This window comes from Pedobacter gandavensis, from assembly GCF_032678745.1.
Taxonomy (GTDB): Bacteria; Bacteroidota; Bacteroidia; order Sphingobacteriales; family Sphingobacteriaceae; genus Pedobacter; species Pedobacter gandavensis_C.
Map to the genome: position 1 here is coordinate 37520 of NZ_JAVTST010000011.1, position 19024 is coordinate 56543.

Consider the following 19024-nt stretch of genomic DNA (forward strand, 5'->3'; position numbering starts at 1 on the left):
TATCATTCAACACTATTCCTTAATCTGATGAAATACTTAATCCCTGTTTTCGGCCTTATGATATGTATTCCACTGCTGGCGGTTACTTGTAACCGCCCCATGGAAAAACTAGATGAACCCAGACTTAAAGACATCAAGCTACCTGAAGGCTTCAAAATTGAAGTCTTTGCAAAGGTAGATAATCCAAGATCCATGGCACTGGGAGCCAATGGAACCGTATTTGTAGGTAATCGCGACGGCGATAAGGTATACGCCCTGGTAGACGACAATAAAGATGGTATCGCCGAAAAAACCTATATCATTGCCCAAGGCTTAAAAGACATGCCAAATGGTGTGGCCTTTAAAGATGGAAGCCTATATGTGGCCGAAGTCAGCAAAATATGGCGCTATGATCAGATTGAAAACCGATTGGCCAATCCCCCAACACCCGTTCTGGTGTATGATAAATTACCAACAGATACGCACCATGGCTGGAAATACATTGCTTTTGGCCCGGATGGAAAATTATATGTACCCGTTGGGGCACCCTGCAATATTTGCGACAATACCAATAAGGACAAAAGGTATGCCTCCATCACGAGGATGAACCCAGATGGAACAGGCTTTGAAATTTTCGCCAATGGTGTCAGAAATACCGTAGGTTTCGATTGGAATCCAAGCACTAAAGAACTTTGGTTTACCGATAATGGAAGAGACATGTTAGGAGAAGACATTCCTGCAGATGAACTCAACCGTGCAGAAAAAGCAGGTATGCACTTCGGGTACCCTTTCGTTCATGCCGGAGATATTCTAGACCCTGAATTTGGAAAAGGGAAAGACCCAAAGGACTATAGCCCACCTCAAGCCAAGCTTGCGGCACATACCGCTTCATTAGGGATGAAATTCTATACCGGTGATCAATTTCCTAAAGCTTATAAAAATCAAATATTTATTGCCGAACATGGCTCATGGAACAGAAAAGAACCTATGGGTTATCGGATTACCCTTGTAAAACTGGATGGCAACAAAGTACTCAGCTATGAACCTTTTGCAAGCGGTTGGCTTAAAGATGGAAAAGCCTGGGGCAGACCTACAGATGTACTACAACAAAAAGACGGATCGCTATTGGTTTCCGATGATTTTGCTAACCTTGTCTATAGAATTTACTATGATAAATAATTTTTCAAGACTGAATTTCGTCTTTCCGAGATATTTTTTGTAACCTGCCTGAATCAGTAAAACTATCGGAAATGAACTTTAAAGATTACGAATTTGACCTTGATGATATTAGTCGCAGTACTTACAAGATTCTTGTAAAATGGGGGATTCCTGAAAGTCTTGCCACTTTTCTAAACCTATTTCTGCTATTGTCTGTGCTGGTCATCGCTGTATATTTATTACACGACTTGCTTAGACGCTTGCTAAGAATTGCCTTAATCAGAATCGTAAAAACAACAAGAATTGATTTCTTCCTGCACCTGTTGGAAAATCGGTTTGCACACTATATTGCCTTACTGGCTGCAGTTTCCCTAATCAGAAATACACTTGAGGCTGTTTTCCACTCCTTCCCGACACTCACAAAAATACTGATTAAACTAACGGATGCTTACTTAGTGATTCTGATCATTTGGGTGATCATGACACTGATCAAATCCGGTGCAGAATCTTTAAGAAAAAGAGCAACATTCCGCTCTAAACCAATAGAAAGCTACCTGCAGGTAATCCGTATCATATTTTACCTGATTGCAAGTGTCATTATCTTTTCCATTCTTACCGGAAAAGATCCTGTCGTAGCTTTTACTGCAATGGGTGCTGCCTCTGCAGTGCTATTGTTGATGTTTAAAGATACCATTATGGGATTTGTAGCCAGTATACAAGTCAGCACCAATGATACGGTACGGATTGGCGACTGGATTACGATGCCTAAATATGGTGCAGATGGGGATGTGAAGGAAATTAACCTGACTACCGTAAAAGTGCAGAACTTTGACAAGACCATTACCACCATTCCTACTTATTCTTTAGTCTCCGATTCATTTCAAAACTGGAGAGGAATGAGCGAGTCTGGAGGTAGAAGGATTAAACGGGCGATATTCATCCGACAGTCTACCATTCGCTTCATTACACCAGAAGAACTGGAAGAATTTAGAAAGATACAATCGCTAACCTCCTATATAGACCATCGCCAAAAAGACATCAATAAAAACAATGAACGTGTTGGTGCTGATAAGAGCTTACTGATCAACGGAAGAAACCTGACCAATGCCGGCCTATACCGGAAGTATATCGACAACTATATCTCCAACCATAGCGGTATCCATAAAAAGATGACCATGATGGTGAGGCAGCTCGCGCCTACAACAACGGGTCTTCCAATAGAGATATACGCTTTTACCGGAACTACAAAATGGATCGATTATGAGTATATCATGGCAGATATATTTGATCACCTCCTGGCATCAGCTAAATACTTCGATCTACAGATCTATGAGATGGAGGTTTTAAACCCTGATAACTAATAAAAAAGGGCTTCTGGTTTAATTCCAGAAGCCCTTTTTAAGGTAAGGTATTATTGCTTATAAAAGTTAATACAGGTTATTTCTTCCAGCTGTTATTTGCATCATTAGCATCAGGAAGCACCTTTTCAGGATCTAAAGTCACCGAAATCACTTCTTCAGTAGTTGGATAGTTGACTGTCCAGCTGTTATTTCTCATCCAGATGTCGACAGGCAATTTGATGATATCTGTCTTTCCACTTTTCGTTTTCACTTCCAGAATGATAGGCATTGGCATTTTTTCCAGATTCGCAACCTGAATATTGTATCCGGTAATTGCGCCATCTTTTGTCAGTTCTTTCACATCAGCAATAGCCTGATCTGTTTTCCAGTTTTCCAGGAACCACCCTCTCCAGAACCAGGAAAGATCTTCCCCTGCCCCATTTTCCATAGAACGGAAAAAGTCGAATGGTGTTGGGTGTTTGAAAGCCCAGTTTTCGATATATTTCTTAAATGCATAATCAAATCGATCTGCACCCAATACCTGATTTCTTAAGATGTTTAAACCATAGCCTGGTTTATAATATAAATTGATACCAATATTGGCTTCTTTCATCGCATCCGGCGTTAGCATCACATATTCCAATTTATCATTGGCCAGAGATTTACCAATCGCCTGCATGTTTTCTGGTTTACGTTTATACTCTCCATTGTTAAATTCGGCGGTAGACAGGCCATTGATGAAAGTATTAAAACCTTCGTCCATCCAGCCATATTTACGTTCATTACTGCCCACAATCATTGGGAACCAGGTATGTCCAAATTCATGATCGATTACTCCCCAGGCACTGCCATTTTTAGCTTTCCAACCGCAAAAAACAATCCCAGGGTATTCCATACCACCTACATTACTGGCCACATTAATCGCCATTGGGTAAGGATACTCAAACCATTTATTAGAATAATGCTCAATAGAAGCTTTTACATATTCGGCACCACGACCGTAACCATCTTTACCATTGCTTTCTACAGGATGCGCAGAAATCGCCAATGATTTCTTACCACTTGGGAGGTTAATTCTTGCCGCATCCAATACGAATGCTTTCGAAGAACCCCAAGCCACATCACGTGTATTTTTCATCTTAAACTTCCAGGTTAGCTTTCCTGTTGCAGAACGCGAATTAGATTTGGTTACTTCTTCTTCAGAACGGATAGTTACCGTTTTATCGCTTTGCTTGGCGGCATTCCAGCGTGATAATTCTGTCGCCGTAAATACTTCCTGAGGATTAAGCAGTTCGCCAGATCCCATAACGATATGATTTGCTGGAGCTGTAACCGCGAAATCAACATCGCCATATTCACAATAAAACTCACCTGCTCCCCAATATGGAAGGGTGTTCCATCCGATCACATCGTCATAAACAGCCATCCTTGGGAACCATTGTGCTATCGAAAAAATCTCCCCGTTTTTAGTGGTTAAATGACCCATACGGTCGGAACCATTAATCGGGATGATAAACGAGAAATTCATTTTGATGGTGATCACCTCTCCATTTGCAGCCAAGGGTTGATCAAGGCGAATTTGCATCCTGGTGTCTTCTGTGATCGAAGAAAATTTAACAGGCTTTGCTTTTTGAACAACGCTAAGTCCGTTAATTTTATAACCTCCTTCCACTTTCTCTCCTCTGGCACCATAACGACTACCAGCAGCAATCAGCGAATTTCCTCTGGAATTTTCCGCGAAGAGGTTTTGATCCATTTGCAACCATAGATAGGGCAACTTATCAGGACTGTTATTTTTATAGGTAATGGTAACCGTACCACTTACCTGATTTTTAGCTTCATCAAGGTTTGCAGTGATTTGATAGTCGGCACGGTTCTGCCAGTATTTTGGTCCTGGATAGCCACTTGCAGAACGGAATTCATTTCCATTCTGGGTGTAAAACAATGGGTTAAATGCAGCATGAGGATCATAGTTACCACCGGCTTGTTGCGCCATGGAACTGAAACCAAATGCGCATAACAATACCCCTAATAAGGTAAACTTATTCAACATCATATTTTATTGGTTATAGATTCGAACTAAAGATATAAAATGAATATTTATACCAAACCATTGTAACGGTTTTATTAGTTCTTGTATAACTTAGGCATCGGCGGCAATCTCCGCTGATCTACAGGAAGTTTTTTCCAGCTATTATACGCTTTGGCGATGTAGTATTTATAATTAAAAGGACGTTCGCTCATTACCAAGGCGACATTTGGGCGGAACATTACTATAAAGTCTTTCAATTCCTGACCTTGCAATTTCACTAAATCAGTGATGGTTTGTTCATTGAAATTCTCTCTGATTTCGGTTTCATAGGCATCACGCTCTTCCAGGAAACGAACCTTTTCTCTTTCCCTTTTCATTTTACCATAGCCGAGGTTAACAATTACCCCTCCAGCTCTGTCTGTATTCTTTTTACCTTCCAGGCCATCGGTCATGATCCTTTTAACCGGTTTACCCGATCCATCCACCAATACAGAAGGATTTACCTTTGCGCTCTTAATTTCTACTCCTTTTAATTCAGTAGACTTTACCGGAAGATAGATCATCCTTGGTTTCAGGTCAATTAAATATAAAGTATCAGTATGGTAACCAGGATGAGAGAATTCGATTAAATCACCCACTTTAGCAGGTAGGCTAAACTGTCCGGCAGCTTTTGTTTTTATAGACTTCTTATTGTCCAGGTTCCTTACCAACACATTCTGCATCGGGAAAGACTTGTTATCGAAGTCATAAACCGCGCCTGTGATGGATGTTTGTGCCCACAGACCTAGAGGAGCAATACTAACGAAGAATAAAAATAAATATTTAACCATAGCCAAATGTAACACTGTTTGTATCTATATGAAACTGTTTAACAAAAATTAACAGGAAAAGATTTAAAATTTTAAGATTGTTTGATAAGCTTCTTCGTCAAAGCCAATCAGCACTGCTTTTCCCTCCAATTCAACCACTGGTCTTTTAATTGCACTCGTATGGTTCAAGAGGATTTGAACTGCACTTTCCTGATCTACGACGCTGCTTTGCTGCTCAGGACTTAATTTTTTCCAGGTAGTTCCTTTTTTGTTCAATACCTTTTCCCATCCAAAAGCACTGCACCATTCCTCTAATTTTTCTGCCGTAATCCCCTGCTTTTTGAAGTCATGAAATAAAGGGCTAAATCCTTGATCTGCTAGCCAGGTCCTTGCTTTTTTTACTGTGTTACAGTTTGGTATTCCGTATATGATCATAAGCGCAAAAATAAAATTTATTATCGTTATTATTGTGTTGATTTTATCTTGCTCTGTGGGGGAGTGAAATGATTTTGCAAAAAACAACGTTGAACCGCATGGCGGTGGCCTTATTTGCTTGAAATATAAGCAATAAAGGACTTCTTATATTCCAATTGCAAGCTCAACCTTCCCTACACTTCCGGATAATTTCCCCATACTTAATAGTTCTAATTTATGTTTAAGCTAACTTTTAAACAACAGGTATTAACAGGATTTACTGTTTCCTTATTGTTTGTACTGGTATCCGCCATCACCTCCTATCTCAGTGTCGAGAAATTGAAGGATGATACTAAATGGCAAAGTCATACGTATGAAGTCATCAACCTTCTAAAAAATACAGAAATCCAGGTATTGAATTCTGAAAGCTCTTTAAGGGGATTCATATTATCTCAGAAAAGTGACTATCTCCGTCCATATAATACGAATGCACCAATGATATTGGAAACTGTTCAGGATTTAAAAAGACTGATTTCCGATAACATCGATCAGGTGGAGCGAGCAGATTCCATGGACTACTATGCCCATAAGAAAGTTGCAGAAATGCAGGAAGTAATCCGGATTTACGACAAGGATGGTCAGGCAGCAGCAGCTACTCGTGTATTAGGTGGTGGTGGCCAATTGTATAAGGACAAGATTCTATTCTTCAGTAGAAAGATGATTGATCAGGAAGTTAAACTCCTGGCCTCGCGAAAAGCTAATACTCTAGTGAGCAGTCAACGGAGTACATTGATCATTTCACTGAGCGCCCTGATCATTTTCGGCTTAATTTTATTCTTATTTAGTTACATTAAAAAGACGTTTGATCAACAGAAAGAAACAGAAGGACATATTAGAGAGTCCAACCTGAAACTGGAAAAAATATCCGTAGATAATGAGCAAAAGAACTGGCTCCTTTCCGGTGCAGCTGAAGTAAATGATGCCATGCGGGGAGAACAAGAGGTCGAAGAACTATCGGCCAATATCGTTACACGCATTAGTAATTATATTGGTGCTCCGGTAGCTGCATTTTTCCTACTCAGCAAATCAAGGAATCTATACCGCTATACTGGCGGTTATGCCTATCAGCCTAAAAAAGGAGAAATTAGCCAATATCATTTGGGAGAAGGTCTTGTTGGACAAACTGCAGTGGAACAACAACCGAAATTATTCAAAAATGTACCTTTAGACTACCTGAAAATCCGTTCTGGTTTGGGGAGTACACTTCCACAAAGTATTTATCTGGTGCCAATCGTGTTTGAAGAAGAAACATTGGCAGTTATTGAACTTGGTCTACAGGAGACTCCTGATGAAAAAACTATCCTGTTCCTGAATACCATCAGCGAAAGTATCGGACTGGCCGTTAACAGTGCTGTGGCAAGGGTAAAACTCAGAGCTTTATTTGAACAAACCCAACAACAGGCAGAAGAACTGGAAAGTCAGCAGGAAGAGTTAAGAACCACCAATGAAGAACTGATATATAAAACAGATCAGTTACAATCTTCAGAAGAGGAACTGCGAGTGCAGCAAGAGGAATTACGTCAAACCAATGCAGAACTGGAAGAAAAAGCACAACAACTGGAAGAACGTAACATCTCGATCAACCAGGCCAGGGAAGCCATCAGCTTAAAAGCTGAAGAACTGGAAGTATCCAGCAAGTACAAATCAGAGTTTTTAGCCAATATGAGTCATGAACTCAGGACACCTTTAAACAGTATCCTCATCCTGGCAAGAATATTAAAAGAAAATAGACCGGAAAACTTAAATGAAGACCAGATTAAATATGCTGGGGTAATTCACAATGCGGGCAACGACTTACTGAGCCTGATCAATGATATTCTTGATTTATCAAAAATTGAATCTGGAAAAGTAGACCTAAGCATTGAAAAGGTAAAACCAGCTGCCATCAGTCAGAGTATGGAATCGCTCTTTAGCGAACTCGCAAGAAGTAAGAAAATTGACTTCCGCACTGTATTAGCAACAGATCTCCCGGAAGATATCGTAACCGATCAGTCCAGGGTAGAGCAAATTGTGAAAAATCTGCTTTCTAATGCCTTTAAATTTACTCCTGAATATGGCCACATCACCTTAAGCATGAGCAAACCTGCTAAGGATGTGCTGTATTTTTCTGAACGTCTTAGAAATACTAAGGAAGAGATTATCGGTATTACCGTCAAAGATTCTGGTATTGGTATCCCTGAAGACAAACAAAGGCTCATTTTTGAGGCCTTCCAGCAGGCGGATGGTTCTACAAGCAGAAAATTCGGTGGAACTGGTCTTGGACTATCTATCAGTAAGGAACTTGCTTACTTACTGGGCGGAGAAATCCAGGTGAGCAGTAAACCCAATGAAGGCAGCACTTTCATTTTGTATATTCCAAGAAACAATGATTTTCAGCTTCCAGACCAGGTAAACCCGGTTCAACAAGAAACCTTTACTCCTGCTGCAATAGCATTTGAAGCACAACAACCGCAGGAAAAACATGGAGACGAATCGCAAACTATCCTGATTATTGAAGATGACGAGGTCTTTGCCGATGTATTAAACGATTATGCCATAGAAAAAGGTTTCCACCCAATACTTGCACATAGCGGAGATACAGGCTTGGCCATGGCATTTGAACACTTACCGGATGCAATTGTACTGGATATTATGCTTCCTGTAATGGATGGATGGACGATCCTTAAAAAACTGAAAGCGGATCCAAGAACGAAACATATCCCTGTACACATGATGTCGGCAGGAAATGAAAAAGCAAGTAAAGCTAAAAAAGAAGGAGCAATTGGCTTCCTTAAAAAACCCGTGGAAAAAGAGCAATTAGATGAAGCCTTTAATTTATTAAGTGCAGCATACCTGAAGTACAATTTCAAGAGCGTACTTGTGATCGAAGATCAGGAATTACAAAGCAGGGAATTGACACAACAACTCACGGAAAAAGGAGTAGATGTGAAACAAGCATTTACCGGAAAAGAAGCCCTTGATCTTTTAAATGATCAGGTTTTTGATTGTATCATCCTGGATTTAAAACTTCCGGACATTTCAGGCTTCGACTTACTAGACAAGATTAAATCTCAAGCTTTGCATGCCCATATTCCAGTCATTATCAATACTGCTATGGAATTAGATCAGGAAAAAATGGCACACATCATGAGGTATACAGATGCGATGGTTTTAAAATCAAACAAGTCTAACGACCGCCTGATTGATGAAGTAAGCCTGTTTATCAATAAGCTGAAACAAGATGGCCCGGCAAAACCTAAGCCTGGAAAAGGAAAAAGTGTCTCCACAATGGAAAAGGTTTTAAAAGACAAAACCATCCTAATCACTGATGATGATATGCGGAATATTTTTGCACTATCAAGCGCCTTACAGGTATATGACCTTAAAATCGTGATCGCAAATAACGGAAGGGAAGCTTTAGAAAAACTGGAAGAATCTGAACAGATCGATCTGGTATTAATGGACATTATGATGCCTGAAATGGATGGTTATGAAGCCATGAAAGCTATCAGAACTGAAAAACGCTTTGCCAAATTACCAATTATTGCCCTCACCGCTAAAGCAATGAAAAATGATCGGGAACGTTGTATTGAAGCCGGAGCTAACGACTACATTTCAAAACCTGTGGATATGGACAAACTGTTATCAATGTTAAGAGTCTGGTTAAGTTAATATGGATAAAGAAGAAGAAGAAGAATACCTGAGCTATGATCAGTTGGCAGAACTCATTGATTTTATAAAGAACATTCATGGCTTTGATTTTAGCGATTATTCGCCAGCTTCTTTAAAAAGACGGGTGACCAGAATTATGCAATTGCAAAAACTAAGTCTTTTTGACTTACGTACTTTGCTAACAAACGACCACGATTATTTTGAGTCTTTTCTCATTGAAATTACTGTGAATGTAACTGAAATGTTTAGAGACCCTTCATTTTACCGGTCGGTTAAAGAAAATATCATCCCTTACCTACGCTCTTACCAGCGGATTAAGGTTTGGAATGCGGGCTGCTCCACAGGAGAAGAAGTGTATTCCTATGCCATTCTTTTTGCAGATGAGCAGCTTTATGACCGGAGTTTCTTTTATGGGACAGACATCAATAATGATGTGCTGGATTTTGCAAAAAATGGCATTTATGATCTACAAAAGATGAAGCAGTTTTCCGAAAACTATCAAAAGACCGGTGCAATCCATACCCTTTCTGATTATTATACCGCAAGATATGAAGCCGCATCCATCAATCATTCCTTAAAAAAGAACCTGTTGTTCTCGGCACATAACCTGGCATCAGATGGGGTGTTTAATGAATTTCAACTGATCTCCTGTCGCAATGTTCTCATCTACTTCAATACCGATTTACAGAAAAAAGTAATCGAATTATTTTACAACAGTTTAGCAAATTTCGGCTTCCTCTGTTTGGGAGCCAAAGAAACCTTAAGAAGCACCGAAACCGGTCGATTTAAGATCATAGATAAGAAGAATAACATTTACCAAAAAATAGCTTAAGGGCCTTTATAATTATCCCTCACAAAGACCTAATATGGAAAAGATTAATATATTAATTGTTGATGACCGACCTGAGAATATCATTGCACTCGAGGCACTGTTACAAAGGCAAGACATCAATATCATTACCACCACCAACCCAAATGAGGCACTTAGGATATCCTGGGAAATGGATATTGCAATTGCAATGGTGGATGTTCAAATGCCGGAAATGGATGGCTTTGAGCTGGTAGAAATCTTAAAAAGTAATCCCCGGACCAAAGAGATCCTGATCATATTTGTAACTGCAATATCCAAGGAAACTAAGTATGCTGTAAAAGGATTGAATTCTGGTGCCGTAGATTATCTGTACAAACCATTGGATCCCTATGTAACTTCTGCAAAAGTAGATTCCTTTATTCGCCTGGTAAGAACGGAACGGGAGATCAAAAGAAAGAATCAGGAATTGATGGATTACCAAAAGGAATTGATCAAAGCTAAGGAACAAGCAGAACAAGGAAAACGTATTAAAGAAAATTTCCTGGCCAATATGAGCCATGAAATCCGGACTCCAATAAATGGAATCATCGGATTGGCAAACCTGCTCGCCAAAACAGACCTAAGCCCAGAACAAAAGGAAATGTTGAGCCTGCTGGAGATCTCTTCAGATTCTCTTTTAGGAGTAATCAATGATATCCTTGATTTATCGAAAATTGAATCCGGAAAGTTTAAAATCAATAGATCTGAAACCGACCTTTCTAAAATATGTAATTCTGTAGTGAACCTACTGCGCATTCGTGCCATGGAAAAAGAACTCAGCCTGACCATGGATTTGGATGCAGACCTTCCAAACTTCGTATTGGCAGATTCTCTCCGTTTGAACCAGATCTTAATGAACCTGATTGGAAATGCTATTAAATTTACCAATCAGGGGAGTGTGCATTTGAAAACTGAGATTATCGATAGAAAAGGAAATAACCTACAAATTAAGTTCTCTGTAATTGATACGGGCATCGGCATTGCCAAAGATAATATTGAGAAGATATTTGAAACATTCGAACAAGCCGATGAACAAACTACCGTAAAGTTTGGTGGCACTGGCCTGGGCCTATCTATTGTCAAAAACCTGGCAAAACTAAAAGGGGGCAGTCTGGAAGTCTCCAGTGAGGAAGGAAGCGGCAGCACTTTCTCTTTTAGTAATTGGTACGAAGTGGTAAAAGATACGGTAGTAATTAAAACAACCATCAGACCTACATTAGAGGACTTTTCAGGCTTAAGGATATTGGTAGCGGAAGACAATCCGATCAATAAGTTTTTGATTGTAAAAATATTAAAAGACTGGCAAGTGGTTCCTGACGTTGTAGAAAATGGAAAAGATGCCTTAGAAAAGTTGAAGGAGGCAGATTACGACCTGATTTTGATGGATACCTTCATGCCGGTAATGAACGGTTTAGATGCCATAAAACTCATTCGTGAAGGCTTTGTAAAAGGAAAAGAAAACATTCCCATTATCACCTTCTCTGCAGCAGTTCTAGAAACGGACAAACAAACCGCCATTGATGCTGGTGCAAATGATGTGGTCAGCAAGCCATTTGAGCTGGATGTCCTCCACCAAAAAATCAGGAAATACGCAATTAATAAGGAATAACTTATTTGTTGAATGCAGTCATTGTTAAAGCTGGACCGATGGTCACAAAACTTTTGATCAGGTCCACGCTTTTACCAATTAATGCCGGAAGCTCCAACTGCTCATCTTTATCAAATGGAGCCAGTACGTAGTCCGCCTGCCTGCCTCTGGAGAAGTTATCACTGATACCAAAACGCAACCTCGGGTAAGCTTGTCCACCGCAAAGCTCTTCAATACTTTTCAAGCCGTTATGACCCGCACTACTCCCCTGCATCTTCAGCCTAAGCTTACCTAAAGGCAAAGCCAGATCATCTACAATTACCAATACATTTTCCAAGGGAATCCTCAATTCCTTCATGTAATAGTTTACAGACTTTCCACTCAGATTCATATAAGTGGTCGGTTTGATCACATGAAGCTTTTTCCCTTTGAAAGAAACCTCCGAATAGTAAGCCAAACGGACATTAGAAAATGAGCCATCAAGCTCTTTTACCAGCTCATCGGCGATATCAAAACCAATATTATGACGGGTATGCGCGTATTCCGGACCTATATTCCCTAAACCAACAATTAAGTATTTCATCTCTTGCAAATATAATAGTTTAGCTGAGAACAGCTATTGAATCATTTTATTCCACAAAAAAAAGCAGTACCGTTACCGATACTGCTTTCCTAGATTGGACTAAAAAGAAATTATTTCTTGTTAGCTTCGTTCTCAGCTTGTTTTAAAGCTCTTGACATTCCAACAGAAACGATAGTGTCTTCTGGAGTGTTAGTGATTGTGTAATCAGCTTTCGCGATATCACGTACACGGAACAAGTTACCAACTTCTAATTTCGCAATGCTAACTTCAACTGTTTGAGGCATATCTTTTGGAAGTGATCTCACACGAAGTTTACGTAATTTCTGTACTAATTTACCACCCATTTTAACACCTGGAGAAGTACCGGTTAATTTAACTGGGATTTCCATTAAGATTTCTTTGTCATCAAATAACTGAAGAAAATCTACGTGTAATAATAGGTCAGTAAGTGGGTGAAATTGTAATTCTTTAATGATAGCTTTAGTTTTAGTACCATTAATGTCAATTTCTACAAAGTTTGCTTCTGGAGTGTAAATAGCATCCTTTAATTCAGTAGTAATTACAGCAAAATGTTTTTGCTCTGTACCACCATACAATACTGCAGGAACTTTACCTTCATAGCGAAGCTCTTTAGCATCGCGTTTCCCTACGTTCTCTCTTGGAGAACCGCTAATTGCGATTGTTTTCATTTTATATATATTTATTATTAGTATTAAACTCTAAACAGGTCACTGATAGAACCGTGTTCATTTACATTAGCAATTGCTTTTGCAAATAACTCAGCAGTACTCAATACCCTGATTTTATCACTCTGACGCTTCAAAGGAATGGTATCTGTAACGATCAACTCTGCTAACATAGAGTTTTCTACCGTTTCATAAGCCTTACCTGACAACACCGGGTGCGTACATACCGCACGAACACTTTTCGCACCTTTTTCCATAATCAGCGCTGCTGCTTTAGATAAGGTACCTGCGGTATCGCAAATATCGTCAATTAAAACGACATCCAGACCAACTACATCACCGATGATAGACATCGACTCAATTTCATTGGCACGTTTACGTCTCTTATCACAAATTACAACCTCTGCATTGAAAAACTTCGCAAAAGTACGCGCTCTGTAAGAACCACCCATATCCGGTGAAGCAATCGTTAGATTCTCCAGGCCTAAGCTTTTGATATAAGGCACGAAAATCACTGAACCATCTAAGTGGTCTACAGGAATATCGAAGAAACCTTGGATCTGAGCAGCATGAAGGTCCATCGTCATGATTCTGTGGATACCTGCCGATTTTAACAAGTTGGCAACCAATTTAGCGCCTATCGCTACACGTGGCTTATCTTTTCTATCCTGTCTGGCCAAACCATAATAAGGAACTACTGCAGTGATGTAATGAGCAGATGCGCGTTTTGCCGCATCAATCATTAACAACAACTCCATTAAGTTATCATTTGGTTGGTAAGTAGAATTGATGATAAAGACATCGCAACCTCGTACTGTTTCATCGTAAGAAGGTTGGAATTCGCCGTCGCTAAACCTGTTCAAGGTGACATCGCCTAGAGGCTTGCCGTAGCTTTCGGCAATTTTGATTGCTAAGTCTTTTGTACCTGTTCCGGCAAAAAGTTTAACTGGATTGAACTGCAATGGCATGATTAGAGGTGTATCAATGCTGGTTAAAAAAAATCGGATTGTGAAATAAACCACAATCCGAATATGTTTTGTTGCCCGACCAGGATTCGAACCTAGACAAACGGTACCAAAAACCGTTGTACTACCTTTATACTATCGGGCAATCTTTCAATTTTAATTTCGAAGCGGATAATTGTTGCTCTGAAATCTGATGCAAATGTACGCACATTTTTGATATCTGCAAATCCTGCCGCAAAAAAAGTTTAAAAAAAATCGCCCACTTAATTCAGAAAGGAAATAAACTATTTAAAATGAGGAAGTTGATCCGGATAAAAAAAATCACTTTTTTTTTTAAAAAATTTGAGTGTCTTTGTCATTTCCTAAAAAAGCACCTGCATTTATCTTAGACAAGTATAAATTATTTTAAAATAGGGTAAAATATAGAGATTCGCCACACCTGAAAACCGACATATATAGTAGCAGAGAATTTGATAAACTGAAAAGACGCCACATCATGCGGTGTTAAATTTGTTAAACTCCCCCTTACTTTGTGAGTTTATCAATCTTATTCTTTATTTTCGGCTGCATTTAATTAGCGCGACTTTAATAACTATTTAATTAAGAAATGAATTATTCAAAAATCAACAACCTTACCGGCTGGCTTTGTTTTCTGATTGCTACAGTGACTTACATTCTAACATTAGAACCCTCAGTAAGCTTTTGGGATTGCGGTGAATTTATCGCCTCAGCCTTAAAAATGCAGGTAGTACACCAACCGGGAGCCCCACTATTCTTAATGATACAGCGGTTCTTCTCCCTTTTTGCTTTTGGTGATCTTAGTAAAGTCGCTTACTTTATGAATGTAGGCTCGGCCATTGCCAGTGCCGCAACCATCTTATTCTTATTCTGGACCATCACCGCGCTAGCGAAAAAAGTACTGGTTAAAGAAAATGAAGAAGTAAGCAAATCTAACCTGATCTCCATTATGGGTGCAGGTATAGTAGGTGCTTTAGCTTATACTTTCTCCGACAGTTTCTGGTTCTCAGCTGTAGAATCTGAAGTATATGCGCTTTCTTCTCTATTTACTGCCATCGTATTCTGGGCCATCTTAAAATGGGAAGCCCATGCGGATGAGCCTCGTGCAGACCGTTGGTTGTTGTTTATCGCTTATATTATGGGGCTATCCATCGGGATTCACCTCTTAAACTTATTAACTATTCCAGCGATTGCCTTTGTCTATTATTTCAAGAAAACTAAAAATCCAACTACCGCAGGAACAATTAAAGCAGGTATCGTAGGAATCTTGATTCTTGCCGTAATTCAATATGGTATCATCCAATATGTCGTGTCATTTGGTGCTTATTTCGATTTATTCTTCGTGAATACTTTAGGAATGGGATTTGGAACAGGCGTTCTTTTCTTTGCGATTTTACTGATCGGTGGTTTTGTTTGGGGAATCAGGTATTCCATTAAACATGAGAAAAAGATTCTTAACCTGGCCTTGCTTTCCGCAGTGCTAATTCTTTTTGGATATAGTTCTTTCTCGATGATCATCATCCGTGCAAAAGCAAATCCTAACTTAAACAACAGTGCCCCAGACAATGTATTCTCTTTCTTAGGATACTTGAATAGAGAGCAGTATGGAGACAGACCTTTATTATTCGGTCCAAACTATAACTCACAAGCTATAAACTCAGTAGAAGGAAAGACATTATATAGAAAAGGTGCAGAGAAGTATGAAGTAGCCGGTAAGAAATCGGATTACGAATATGATAGAATTACGCCTTTCCCACGTATGTATAGTGATGATCCTGGACATGTGGCTTACTATAAAGACATGATGGGCTTTAGTGATGATCATTTCCCAGGCTTAATTGACAACATAGGTTTCTTGTTGTCGTACCAAACCGGACAAATGTACATGAGGTATTTCCTATGGAACTTTGTAGGTAGACAGAATGACGACCAAGGACAGGGTAGCTTATATGAAGGTCAGTGGTTAAGTGGTATTAAACCAATTGATGCACTCCACCTTGGTAGCCAGAAAAACCTTCCTCCTTCCATTGTAGAAAGTAATGCTTACAACCGTTTCTTCTTCCTTCCCCTAATTATGGGCTTGTTAGGTGCAATCTGGCATTTCAAAAGAAACCAGAAAGATGCAGGAATTGTAGCTTTACTATTCTTCTTTACCGGTATGGCCATCGTATTGTACCTGAATCAGAAACCTATGGAACCAAGGGAACGTGATTACGCTTATGCGGGATCATTCTATGCCTTTGCCATCTGGGTCGGATTTGGTGTACTCGCCCTGCGTGAATGGGTATTTAAGAAAATTAACCCTGCCACCGGTGCTGCTGTAGCCACTGTTGTCGGTTTATTTGCCGCTCCAGTAATTATGGCCGCTCAGGGATGGGATGACCATGATCGTTCTACTAAAATGGTAGCACATGATATTGCAGTAGATTACCTGCAGTCCTGTGCCCCAAATGCCATCCTATTTACTTATGGTGATAATGATACTTATCCACTATGGTATGCACAAGAGGTAGAAAATATCAGACCTGACATTAGATTAGTTAACCTTAGTTTGTTTGATACCGATTGGTACATCAATGGTATGAAACGCAAAATGAACGAATCTGAGCCCCTTCCGATCTCTATGAACGAGTCACAGTATGTTCAGGGCGTTAGAGATGTGATGTATTACCAAAATGCGGATATCGCAGGAAACATTGAACTGAAGAATATTCTTGAATTGCTACTTTCTGAAAACAGCGAAGATAAACTTCCATTAAATGATGGTAGAAAGGTAAACTTCATTCCTACTAAGAATTTTAAAATTACAGTTGATAAAGAAGCAGTACTTAAAAATGGTGTGGTTAGCCCTGCTGATTCTGCAAAAATCGCCCCTGCACTAGAATGGACGTTCAACAAAAACTATGTGACTAAAGGAACATTAGCGATGTTTGACATTCTGGTTCATAACAACTGGAAAAGACCAATCTATTTCGCAAGTACAGTGCCTTCAGAGCAATACAATGGCTTGGATAAATACCTTTACAATGAAGGTTTAGCTTTGCATTTAATGCCTTTAAAAGCAGACACTGCGGTTTCTAGAAATGAACTAATCAACACGCCAGTCTTATACAACAATGTGATGAACAAATTTGTGTGGGGTAATGTGAAGAATGCGAAATATCTGGATCCACAATCTGCAGATGACATTTCTATCTTTACCAATGTATTCAACAATACCATTAGCGGATTACTGAAAGAAGGTAAAAAAGCAGATGCACAAAAAGTAGTGAACCGTTATTTTGAAGTAATGCCAGAGAAATTCTATGGTATACGCTCAATGATGGGTGCTTACTTCATGGCAGAAAACCTATATCAATTGGAAGATACCAAAAGAGCAAATGCATTAATAGAAAAATCAGCAGATTACATCATGAAAGAACTGACTTATCTAGCTGATGTTTCTGAAAGCAAGAAAAGGTTTGTAGGCGGACAAAATGTTCAGTTAGGACTATCCTTTCTGAATTCTATGGCCAGAACTACTGCTGAAAATAAACAGGAAAAATTAAGTAAGGAACTAGCCGATAAGTTTAATCTGTTAGAAGCAAGATTCTCTCCTTTCTTCCCTGCACAATAATTAGTAAAAGAACTGTTTCAAAATACAATGCCCCCATAAAAGTGTTTTACTTTTTGGGGGCATTTTTATGACCAAACTATATTGAGCCTTTACAATGATAGTCATCATTGCTGTACTAATCTTTAATGCTCCAGCCAGACATCAAATAAACAGGATAAAAAGAAAGGGTCGTAATTAAAATTACGACCCTTTCTTTTTATCTATATGATGGTATTTTACTCGTTTACCACACCCATTGCACAGAATTTATCAATTCTCTTGGTGATCATGGCATCCGTTTTTAGTTTCTTAATCTCTTTTAGATCGTTTAAGATCTGTTCTTTGATCGTTTCACCCATGGCTTCAGGATTCTGGTGCGCACCGCCTAGTGGCTCTTTAATGATGCCGTCAATCAATTGATTTTTGTACATATCATCAGAAGTCAATTTCAGACATTCTGCTGCTTTTTCCTTGAAATCCCAGCTACGCCATAGAATAGACGAGCAAGATTCAGGAGAGATTACAGAATACCAGGTATGCTCTAACATATATACACGATCACCGATACCAATACCCAATGCACCACCTGATGCACCTTCACCAATAACAAAGCAAAGAATCGGCACTTTTAGAACCGACATTTCTAATAGGTTACGCGCAATTGCCTCCCCCTGTCCACGTTCTTCTGCTTCCAGTCCTGGATAAGCACCCATCGTATCAATAAAGGAAATGACTGGCTTATTGAACTTTTCTGCAAGACGCATTAAACGCAATGCTTTTCTATAACCTTCAGGATTAGCCATACCGAAATTACGATATTGACGTTCTTTGGTATTTTTACCTTTCTGATGTCCAATGATCATTACCGTTTCACCGGCAATAGTCGCGAAACCACCAATAATGGCTTTATCGTCTTTTACTGTTCTGTCACCATGCATCTCTATGAAATCATCACAGATCATACTGATGTAATCCAGGGTTTGTGGCCTTTCCGGATGACGGGACATCTGAACTTTCTGCCATCCTGTAAGATGGTTGTAAAGCGTTTGCTGTGTCTCAGCTAACTTCTCTTCCAGTTCAGTCAAGGTAGCAGACATATCTACTTTCGTTTTATCGGCAACCTGTTTAACCTTTTCAATCTGCTGAGCTAATTCAACTAAAGGTTTTTCGAAATCAAATGATGTTTTTATCTGTTCCATAAGTGGGCTGTAAAAATAGGCATTTTATTTAAAACTTTGCAGACCGCCCGGTTTTAGGTAAAAATTTTAATCCAAATTCCATAATATAGCCCTATTT

Annotated in this window: 13 protein-coding genes and 1 tRNA gene; 6 read left to right on the forward strand and 8 right to left on the reverse strand. The window is 39.3% G+C overall.

Annotated elements, in window-relative coordinates; all coding sequences use genetic code 11:
* The first annotated feature begins 99 nt into the window (after positions 1 to 99).
* Together R2S10_RS23445 and R2S10_RS23450 are read left to right on the forward strand one after the other, a co-directional pair.
* The gene (locus tag R2S10_RS23445; protein ID WP_316842832.1) at positions 100 to 1158 is read left to right on the forward strand and encodes a sorbosone dehydrogenase family protein; all 1059 of its coding nucleotides are present in this window, start codon (positions 100 to 102) and stop codon (positions 1156 to 1158) included.
* A 71-nt stretch (positions 1159 to 1229) separates the two neighbouring features.
* Entirely contained in the window at positions 1230 to 2498 is a 1269-nt protein-coding gene (locus R2S10_RS23450; RefSeq protein ID WP_316842833.1) for a mechanosensitive ion channel family protein, read from the forward strand.
* A 76-nt stretch (positions 2499 to 2574) separates the two neighbouring features.
* Here R2S10_RS23450 and R2S10_RS23455 read toward each other — a convergent pair whose 3' ends face one another.
* The 3 genes from R2S10_RS23455 to R2S10_RS23465 form a co-directional block, all read right to left on the reverse strand.
* Positions 2575 to 4533 carry a M1 family metallopeptidase gene (locus R2S10_RS23455; RefSeq protein WP_316842834.1) on the reverse strand — a complete coding sequence of 653 codons (1959 nt, stop codon included), beginning with the start codon at positions 4531 to 4533 and terminating at the stop codon, positions 2575 to 2577.
* 71 nt (positions 4534 to 4604) lie between these two features.
* A complete protein-coding gene (locus R2S10_RS23460) occupies positions 4605 to 5339 on the reverse strand; it encodes a hypothetical protein (protein ID WP_316842835.1) in 735 nt (244 codons plus the stop codon).
* 63 nt (positions 5340 to 5402) lie between these two features.
* Positions 5403 to 5753: an arsenate reductase gene (locus tag R2S10_RS23465; RefSeq protein ID WP_316842836.1), complete on the reverse strand. Its 351-nt coding sequence runs from the start codon at positions 5751 to 5753 to the stop codon at positions 5403 to 5405.
* A gap of 216 nt (positions 5754 to 5969) precedes the next feature.
* On the opposite strand from R2S10_RS23465, the gene R2S10_RS23470 reads away from it, so the two are divergent.
* Genes R2S10_RS23470 through R2S10_RS23480 form a run of 3 tightly spaced genes read left to right on the forward strand, consistent with a single transcriptional unit; the run spans position 5970 to position 11902 of the window.
* Positions 5970 to 9443 (forward strand): response regulator, encoded by a 3474-nt coding sequence (locus R2S10_RS23470; RefSeq protein ID WP_316842837.1) that lies wholly within the window; start codon positions 5970 to 5972, stop codon positions 9441 to 9443.
* Between the two features lies 1 nt (position 9444).
* Positions 9445 to 10275, forward strand: coding sequence for a protein-glutamate O-methyltransferase CheR (locus R2S10_RS23475; RefSeq protein WP_316842838.1), 831 nt, complete (start codon positions 9445 to 9447; stop codon positions 10273 to 10275).
* A gap of 34 nt (positions 10276 to 10309) precedes the next feature.
* Entirely contained in the window at positions 10310 to 11902 is a 1593-nt protein-coding gene (locus R2S10_RS23480; RefSeq protein ID WP_316842839.1) for a response regulator, read from the forward strand.
* A gap of 1 nt (position 11903) precedes the next feature.
* Here the strand turns inward: R2S10_RS23480 and pth are convergent, their stop codons facing one another.
* From pth to R2S10_RS23500, 4 genes are all read right to left on the reverse strand, one after another.
* Positions 11904 to 12464, reverse strand: a complete 561-nt coding sequence (gene pth, locus R2S10_RS23485) for an aminoacyl-tRNA hydrolase (RefSeq protein ID WP_316842840.1) — start codon at positions 12462 to 12464, stop codon at positions 11904 to 11906.
* Positions 12465 to 12574: 110 nt separating this feature from the next.
* A complete protein-coding gene (locus R2S10_RS23490; RefSeq protein WP_182957382.1) occupies positions 12575 to 13153 on the reverse strand; it encodes a 50S ribosomal protein L25/general stress protein Ctc in 579 nt (192 codons plus the stop codon).
* Between the two features lie 23 nt (positions 13154 to 13176).
* Positions 13177 to 14118, reverse strand: a complete 942-nt coding sequence (locus tag R2S10_RS23495) for a ribose-phosphate pyrophosphokinase (protein WP_316842841.1) — start codon at positions 14116 to 14118, stop codon at positions 13177 to 13179.
* A 71-nt stretch (positions 14119 to 14189) separates the two neighbouring features.
* A tRNA-Gln gene (locus R2S10_RS23500) sits at positions 14190 to 14260 on the reverse strand.
* A 462-nt stretch (positions 14261 to 14722) separates the two neighbouring features.
* On the opposite strand from R2S10_RS23500, the gene R2S10_RS23505 reads away from it, so the two are divergent.
* A complete protein-coding gene (locus R2S10_RS23505) occupies positions 14723 to 17749 on the forward strand; it encodes a DUF2723 domain-containing protein (RefSeq protein WP_316842842.1) in 3027 nt (1008 codons plus the stop codon).
* 215 nt (positions 17750 to 17964) lie between these two features.
* Here the strand turns inward: R2S10_RS23505 and R2S10_RS23510 are convergent, their stop codons facing one another.
* Positions 17965 to 18927, reverse strand: coding sequence for an acetyl-CoA carboxylase carboxyltransferase subunit alpha (locus R2S10_RS23510; RefSeq protein WP_316842843.1), 963 nt, complete (start codon positions 18925 to 18927; stop codon positions 17965 to 17967).
* Between the last annotated feature and the right edge of the window lie 97 nt (positions 18928 to 19024).

What these genes read in the sequence shown, in the direction of transcription:
- R2S10_RS23450 (WP_316842833.1), top strand. Translation starts at nt 1,230, where the DNA reads ATGAACTTTAAAGATTACGAATTTGACCTTGATGATATTAGTCGCAGT.
- R2S10_RS23470 (WP_316842837.1), top strand. Translation starts at nt 5,970, where the DNA reads ATGTTTAAGCTAACTTTTAAACAACAGGTATTAACAGGATTTACTGTT.
- R2S10_RS23465 (WP_316842836.1), bottom strand. Translation starts at nt 5,753, where the DNA reads ATGATCATATACGGAATACCAAACTGTAACACAGTAAAAAAAGCAAGG.
- R2S10_RS23460 (WP_316842835.1), bottom strand. Translation starts at nt 5,339, where the DNA reads ATGGTTAAATATTTATTTTTATTCTTCGTTAGTATTGCTCCTCTAGGT.
- R2S10_RS23480 (WP_316842839.1), top strand. Translation starts at nt 10,310, where the DNA reads ATGGAAAAGATTAATATATTAATTGTTGATGACCGACCTGAGAATATC.
- R2S10_RS23490 (WP_182957382.1), bottom strand. Translation starts at nt 13,153, where the DNA reads ATGAAAACAATCGCAATTAGCGGTTCTCCAAGAGAGAACGTAGGGAAA.
- R2S10_RS23495 (WP_316842841.1), bottom strand. Translation starts at nt 14,118, where the DNA reads ATGCCATTGCAGTTCAATCCAGTTAAACTTTTTGCCGGAACAGGTACA.
- R2S10_RS23455 (WP_316842834.1), bottom strand. Translation starts at nt 4,533, where the DNA reads ATGATGTTGAATAAGTTTACCTTATTAGGGGTATTGTTATGCGCATTT.
- R2S10_RS23475 (WP_316842838.1), top strand. Translation starts at nt 9,445, where the DNA reads ATGGATAAAGAAGAAGAAGAAGAATACCTGAGCTATGATCAGTTGGCA.
- R2S10_RS23445 (WP_316842832.1), top strand. Translation starts at nt 100, where the DNA reads ATGGAAAAACTAGATGAACCCAGACTTAAAGACATCAAGCTACCTGAA.
- pth (WP_316842840.1), bottom strand. Translation starts at nt 12,464, where the DNA reads ATGAAATACTTAATTGTTGGTTTAGGGAATATAGGTCCGGAATACGCG.
- R2S10_RS23505 (WP_316842842.1), top strand. Translation starts at nt 14,723, where the DNA reads ATGAATTATTCAAAAATCAACAACCTTACCGGCTGGCTTTGTTTTCTG.
- R2S10_RS23510 (WP_316842843.1), bottom strand. Translation starts at nt 18,927, where the DNA reads ATGGAACAGATAAAAACATCATTTGATTTCGAAAAACCTTTAGTTGAA.